We start from the raw sequence: 6,165 nt of genomic DNA, 5'->3' as shown, positions 1-6,165 counted from the left end.
GTACGACACCGCGTTCTTCGACAAGCGCTCGAAGTTCGTCCACTACCGCCCCGAGATCGCCGTGCTGAACAACCTGGAGTTCGACCACGCCGATATCTTTCCCGATCTGGCCGCCATCGAGCGCCAGTTCCACCACCTGGTACGCACGGTGCCGGGGCGGGGGCGTCTGCTGGTCGCCGATGGCCAGCCCGCGCTCGATCGGGTGATCGACCAGGGGGCCTGGTCGCCGGTGGTGTACTTTGGCGATCAGGCGTCGAGCCCCTGGCGCTTCACGCTCGAGCGCCCGGACGCCAGCCGCTTCCAGGTGGTTTTTGATGGCGAGCGCGCCGAGGATGGCGTGGTGGAGTGGAGTCTCACCGGCGAGCACAATGCGCGCAACGCCCTGGCGGCGCTGGCCTCGGCGCATCATCTGGGTGTCGACCTGGCGCGGGCCTGCGCGGCGCTGTCGCGCTTTCAGACCCCCAGACGGCGTCAGGAGGTGCGCGGCGAGATCGGCGGCGTGCAGGTGATCGACGACTTCGCCCATCACCCGACCGCGATCGCCGCCACCCTCGAGGGGCTTCGCGCGGCCACGCCCAAGGGCCGGCTGCTGGCGGTGATCGAGCCGCGCTCCAACACCATGCGCCTGGGCGCGCTGCGCGATCGTCTGAAGGCTTGCGTGGCCCCGGCGGATGCGGTGTTCTGGTTCGAACCCGAAGGGCTCGACTGGTCGATGGACGCCTTGGTCGACGAGCAGGCCCACGGCTCGCTGCACCACGATCTCGACGCGCTGGTGGCAGCGGTGGTGGCCAAGGCGCTGCCCCAGGATCGCATCGTGGTGATGTCCAACGGAGGGTTCGGCGGGATACACGAGCGGCTTCTCGTCGCTCTGGCCGCCAAGGAGGCCTGAATGCAGCACGATACTCCCTTCAAGGCACCCGTGAGCGTGGCGCTGACCGGCGCCTCCGGTGCCCAGTACGGGCTGCGCCTGGTCGAGGTGCTCGTCGAGGCCGGCCACGAGGTGTGGGTGATGATCTCCAAGGCCGCGCACATGGTGATCAGCACCGAGACCGACGTCGAGCTGCCGGCAAAGCCCGAGCGCCTGGTTGAAGCGCTCACCGCGCGCTTCAAGGCCCGGCCCGGGCAGATTCGCTGCTTCGGGCGCGAGGACTGGATGGCGCCGGTCGCCTCGGGCTCCGGCGCCCCTTCCCACATGGTGATCTGCCCATGCTCCACCGGCACCCTGTCGGCGGTCGCCACCGGGGCGAGCAACAATCTGATCGAGCGGGCAGCGGACGTGGCGATCAAGGAGCGCCGCCGGCTGGTGATGGTGCCGCGCGAGACCCCGTTCTCGCCGATTCATCTGGAGCACATGCTGACCCTGAGCCGGCTCGGGGTGGTGATCCTGCCCGCAGCGCCGGGCTTCTACCACCGCCCGGACTCGATCGAGGCGCTGATCGACTTCATCGTGGCCCGTATACTCAACCAGCTCGGCATCGAGCACACCCTGGTACCGCGCTGGGGCGAGCACGCCGACCAACCCTGACCGACACTCTTCTCGAGGAATCCGATTTATGCTGTCGTGGGCGACGCTTTCCGTATTTGTACCCACCTTCCTGTTCGTGTCGCTCACGCCGGGCATGTGCATGACGCTGGCCATGGTGCTCGGCATGACCCAGGGCATCAAGCGCACGCTCTGGATGATGCTCGGCGAGCTGGCGGGTGTCGGGCTGGTCGCCGCCGCCGCCGGCGCCGGTGTGGCCGCCCTGATGCTCAAGCAGCCGGCGCTCTTCACGCTCTTCAAGTGGGTCGGCGGGGCGTACCTTGCCTATCTCGGGGTGATGATGTGGCGCTCCCGGGGGCGCATGGCGATTCCCTCCGAGATCGAGGCCGGCCCGCCCGCCGGGCGGCTTCAGCTGGCAAGCCAGGGGTTCGTCACCGCGATCGCCAATCCCAAGGGGTGGGCGTTCTTCATGGCGCTGTTGCCGCCGTTTCTGGACAGCTCCCGCGGGCTCGTCCAGCAGCTCGCCGGGCTGATCGCGGTGATTCTGACCATCGAGTTCGCCAGTCTTCTGGTCTACGCCACCGGCGGCAAGACCTTGCGGCGCACCCTTGGCAAGAGCGGTAACGTGAGGCTGATGAACCGCATCGCCGGTACCCTGATGATCGGCGTGGGGCTCTGGCTGGCGCTGGGTTGAGCGCCGCTCACACCAGCGGCAGGTAGGCGATGCGCAGCCCCATCAGCACAAGCGTGGCACCGAGCAGCAGCGCCAGCGGGCAAGCGGGCAGCGGCGCCCGGCGCCGGCTCTGCCAGCTCAGGCGCACCAGCGCACAGAGCGTGAGCCCCAAAAGCGCCCCGCCGATCAGGTCGCTCAACCAGTGCACGCCCAGCATCAGCCGCGACAGCGCCATCGGCACCACCAGCGCGATCGCCACCCAGTAGATCCATACCCGGTACTTGCGGGCGCACTCGCCGGCGATGAAGGCCGCCGCGAGTCCCACCACCACCACGAAGCCCGAGGTATGGGCACTGGGGTAGGAGAGCGAGCCGACGAGGTACTCCGGCGTGTCCGGCCGGGCGCGCCCGAAGGCCGCCTTGCCGAGGGTGTTGAGCAGAGCGATCCCGCCCAAGGCCGCCGCCCAGTGCAGCAGCACGTCGAGGCGTCGGCGGGCCAGCAGCCACGCCGCCCAGGGCAGTATCAGTATCGTGATGCCGAGCTTGTCGCCGAGCTTGGCAAAACCCAGGCTCGCGGTATGCAGCGCCGGCGTCTCGAGCCAGGTGAAGAGCCGCTGGGCCTGCAGGTCCAGCGAGAGCGCCTCGGGGTGCTTGAGAACGTAGAGCGTCCAGGCGCAGAAGCTCGTGAAGGCGATCACGAACAGCAATAGCGATGCCAGCGGCACCTCGCCGCTGTGGCTCATGGCAAGCCACGGCCGGCGGGTGAAGGGCAGGCGTCGCGCGGCCCGGGCGGTCATCAGGTAGAGGCGCCCATGGCGGCCCACCTGGGCGCGACCCCGGGAGAACCCCACCGCCAGCACCACCACGATGGCGGCGATCACCAGCACGGCGTTTTCGATATTGGGCGGCACCGACAGGTAGCGCTGCCAGGTGTGGCCCAGCAGGTAGCCCGGCAGCACGTAGGCGGGCGCCCAGATGATCGCCGAGGCGATGTTGGCCAGCAAGAAGGTGCGCGGCGGCATGCGCATCATGCCGGCCACCAGCGGAATGATCGGGCGTACCGGGCCGACGAAGCGGCCGATGAACACCGAGTAGATGCCGTAGCGCTCGAAGAACCGCGCCCCGCGGCCCAGCCACTCCGGGTGCTGGGCCAGCGGCCAGCGTTTCGTCACCTGCTCGCGATGATCGTAGCCGAGCTTGAAGCTCACCCCGTCGCCGACCACCGCCCCGAGAAAGGCGGCGATCAGAAGCCAGGCGACCTCGACGTCCTGGTGTCCTGCCATCGAGGCGGCGGCGGTGACCAGGACCACGCCGGGCACCAGCAGGCCTACCACGGCGAGCGACTCGAGCGCCGAGATCAGAAAGATCAGCAGCAACAGCATGAGGGGGGAAAGCGAAAGATCCAGCAACTGCTCGGCGAGATGCACAAATGACTCCCTTCAAGGTGTAAGCGCCGGGCTCAGGCGCGGTAGAGCGTCCGTGACAGGTTTTCCAGACGTTGAACGTAACGGTCGAACCGCTCGCTCGGGCGCGGCAAGCATACCCCAATTCGCGCCTCGAGCGGACCGGTCTCGATCAGCACCCGGCGCGACAGCGCGCGGTGGAGGCGCTCGCGCACCAGCAGCGCGCCGCTTTCGCTGGTGTCCGGCAGTACCAGCCAGAAACTCGCTGCATCGGCGCGCCCGAGCAGGTCATGGTCGCGGCAGCGGCTATTGACCTCGCTGCACAGCGCCTCCAGCAGCGCTCGCTTGGCGCGGCTGCCGAATTGTTCCTCGGCCATGTCCAGCTGCGGCAAGTGAAGCACGAGCACCGCCAGGCGCTTGTCGAGCAGCGCGGCGCGCTGGAACTCGCTGTTCAGGCGCTCCTTGAGGGTATCGATATGGTAGGCGTTGCACTCGCTGTCGTGAGGGTCGGAGGCACGCAGCAGCGCATGACGCCGCGCGATCTCCCAGGGGGGCAGGGCGAACATCAAAATCAGCGCCAGATACCCCAGGGGGAGCGGGTAGAGCGCGTGATCGTTCATCGGCAACAGCCACCACAGCGGAATGAACAGCAGGTTGAGCCCCAGGGCGCTCACGTGAGGAAGCAGCACGAAGGCCGCTGCCATGGGCAGCCCCAGCCAGATCATGGCGTTCGTGAGACCGAAGTAGAGGGCCGACGAGACGCTGATGTAGGCGCTGATCAGCAAGATCGCGCGCGGCCCGTAGGGGGTGAACGTCTGACCGTAGTGAAGCAGCAGCGCCGTCACCAGCAGGAGCGATACGAACAGCGGCACCATCAGTTCGCGGTAATGCCCCATGGCGTAGAGCCAGAACGTGTAGCAGGTGGTGATCAGCAGGCAGATGACATAGGCCAGCGTCATCAGCGCGCGGGGAGGCAGGTTCTTGATCATGCACCGCTCCTTTGCGAGACGTCGTGGCGCCGGCTCAGGCACTCGAGACTCACGCCGGCGGGGTCGAGCTCCTCGAGAGGCACGTGCTGATGCACCACGCCGCTGGAGAGCGCCGAGCACAGTGCCAGGCGCCGCTGCGCCCCGGTCGCGGCGTCGCGGCACAGCAGCAGCACCGCCAGTGTCGAGCCATCGAGGCGATAGACGTTCTCGAAATCGTGGGTCAGCTCGCAGAGTCTCTGGGCGTGGGCCCAAAGCTGGTGGCGCTTCTGATGGACGATCAGCACCTCGGCGTAGATATCCTCGCGGCGGGCGCGAATCTGCTCGCGGTTCAGATCCTTCAAGAGCTGCTCGCCGGCCCACAGGTTGAGCCCCGGAATCAGGCGCAGGCGCTGGCGGATGCTGCCGTTGAGGTCGATCAGCCGACGCGTCTGGGCGATGGCCAGCAGCGTGAGGATGACCAGCGCCACCAGCAGCATCGCTGCCTGGGCAGCGCTCAGGTTGAAGGCCACCAGCAGCCAGCTCGAAAGCGCTCCGCCGATATTGAACAGCGTCATGATGCGATGTTGCGACAGCATGAAAAGGGCGGCCCATACCCAGATCAGGATGCTGTGGCGCTCCGGGGCCGCTGCGATCAGAAACAGCAGCAGGGCGCTGGTCAGGACCTGCCAGGAGAGATCGCGCGAATGGCGCAGGGTGAACTCCAGCAGTACGGCGGTGGTGAACAGCCATAGCGCTGCCGTCCACAGCGCCACGGTAGCCAGCGGCGGCGCCCCGAAACTCCAGAGGACGAGAACGGCGGCGGCGAGCAGCAGGTTGACTCTGAGCAGGCGTATTTTGTATTTGCTTTCCATGCTGGCTTACTATTGACCTGTTTTGAGTAGAGGCCCCGGACCGATGAACGCCTCGCCGCCGAGCGCTACCGTATCCGGGTGGCTTCAGTATAGCGTCTAGTGCGTTTTATTTCGGGGCGCTGACGTTTTTAGGTGCCTCGCGGCGGCTTTGCGCGCGAGATATACCCTACCAGGGGTGGTTGGATGAGATGAATCGCCGCCCCTGTTTTCGACTTAATCCATGAGCCTGATTCTGGGAGACAGCATGAGCGTTGCACGCGCCGATCACGATAACGCCCTGAAAGCCCTGGCCGCCGGCGATATTCCCGGATACATGAACGCGGTAGGGCGCCGCGCCCGTGAGGCAGCGAAAGTGCTGCGCGCCGCCGATACCGGCGCCAAGAATCGCGCCCTGCGGGCCATCGCTTCCGCCCTCGAGAGCGCTCGACCGGCGCTTCTGCGCGCCAATCAGCAGGATCTGGCGAGGGGGCGGGAGAACGGCCTCGACGCGGCGCTGCTCGATCGACTGGCGCTGGACGATACGCGCATCGACGCCATGATCGAAGGGCTTAGCCAGGTGGCCGCGCTCGCCGACCCGGTGGGCGAGATCAGCGCCATGAACTACCGCCCGAGCGGTATCCAGGTCGGCAAGATGCGCGTGCCGCTGGGGGTGATCGGCATCATTTTTGAGTCGCGCCCCAACGTGACCATCGAGGCGGCGAGCTTGTGCCTCAAGGCCGGCAACGCCTGCATCCTGCGCGGCGGCTCCGAGGCGCACGCCTCCAACG

General features: G+C 67.2%; 6 protein-coding genes and 1 pseudogene. 4 read left to right on the top strand and 3 right to left on the bottom strand.

All coding sequences use genetic code 11. The features are described 5' to 3' along the window. The 3 genes from BIS11_RS08980 to BIS11_RS08970 all read left to right on the top strand — a co-directional run. On the top strand, positions 1-889 hold an 889-nt coding region (locus BIS11_RS08980; RefSeq protein ID WP_253585943.1), incomplete at its 5' end, for a Mur ligase family protein. Next, positions 890-1,525: a flavin prenyltransferase UbiX gene (locus BIS11_RS08975; RefSeq protein ID WP_253420555.1), complete on the top strand. Its 636-nt coding sequence runs from the start codon at positions 890-892 to the stop codon at positions 1,523-1,525. A gap of 28 nt (positions 1,526-1,553) precedes the next feature. Further along, on the top strand, positions 1,554-2,177 hold the full coding sequence (locus tag BIS11_RS08970) for a LysE family translocator (RefSeq protein WP_253420553.1): 624 nt from the start codon (positions 1,554-1,556) through the stop codon (positions 2,175-2,177). 7 nt (positions 2,178-2,184) lie between these two features. On the opposite strand, the gene BIS11_RS08965 is transcribed toward BIS11_RS08970, so the two are convergent. Genes BIS11_RS08965 through BIS11_RS08955 form a run of 3 tightly spaced genes read right to left on the bottom strand, consistent with a single transcriptional unit; the run spans position 2,185 to position 5,398 of the window. Then, complete coding sequence (locus BIS11_RS08965; RefSeq protein WP_253585942.1) at positions 2,185-3,582, bottom strand: bifunctional DedA family/phosphatase PAP2 family protein; 1,398 nt, start codon at positions 3,580-3,582, stop codon at positions 2,185-2,187. A gap of 32 nt (positions 3,583-3,614) precedes the next feature. After that, a complete protein-coding gene (locus tag BIS11_RS08960) occupies positions 3,615-4,547 on the bottom strand; it encodes a diguanylate cyclase (RefSeq protein WP_253420549.1) in 933 nt (310 codons plus the stop codon). Beyond that, the gene (locus tag BIS11_RS08955) at positions 4,544-5,398 is read right to left on the bottom strand and encodes a hypothetical protein (protein ID WP_253420547.1); all 855 of its coding nucleotides are present in this window, start codon (positions 5,396-5,398) and stop codon (positions 4,544-4,546) included. The genes BIS11_RS08960 and BIS11_RS08955 overlap by 4 nt, the downstream gene beginning before the upstream one ends. A 244-nt stretch (positions 5,399-5,642) precedes the next feature. Between BIS11_RS08955 and BIS11_RS08950 the strand changes: the two are divergent. After that, positions 5,643-6,165: pseudogene (locus BIS11_RS08950) on the top strand (gamma-glutamyl-phosphate reductase); the annotation flags it as partial.

This window comes from Halomonas sp. 707D4 (assembly GCF_024158685.1).
GTDB lineage: Bacteria > Pseudomonadota > Gammaproteobacteria > Pseudomonadales > Halomonadaceae > Vreelandella.
The sequence above is the reverse complement of the archived record's forward strand: the minus strand, read 5'-3'. Positions and strand labels throughout refer to the sequence as shown.

Bases quoted from the DNA above. Each gene is read 5' to 3' on its own strand.
- BIS11_RS08975 (WP_253420555.1), top strand. From the start codon at position 890: ATGCAGCACGATACTCCCTTCAAGGCACCCGTGAGCGTGGCGCTGACC.
- BIS11_RS08970 (WP_253420553.1), top strand. From the start codon at position 1,554: ATGCTGTCGTGGGCGACGCTTTCCGTATTTGTACCCACCTTCCTGTTC.
- BIS11_RS08960 (WP_253420549.1), bottom strand. From the start codon at position 4,547: ATGATCAAGAACCTGCCTCCCCGCGCGCTGATGACGCTGGCCTATGTC.
- BIS11_RS08955 (WP_253420547.1), bottom strand. From the start codon at position 5,398: ATGGAAAGCAAATACAAAATACGCCTGCTCAGAGTCAACCTGCTGCTC.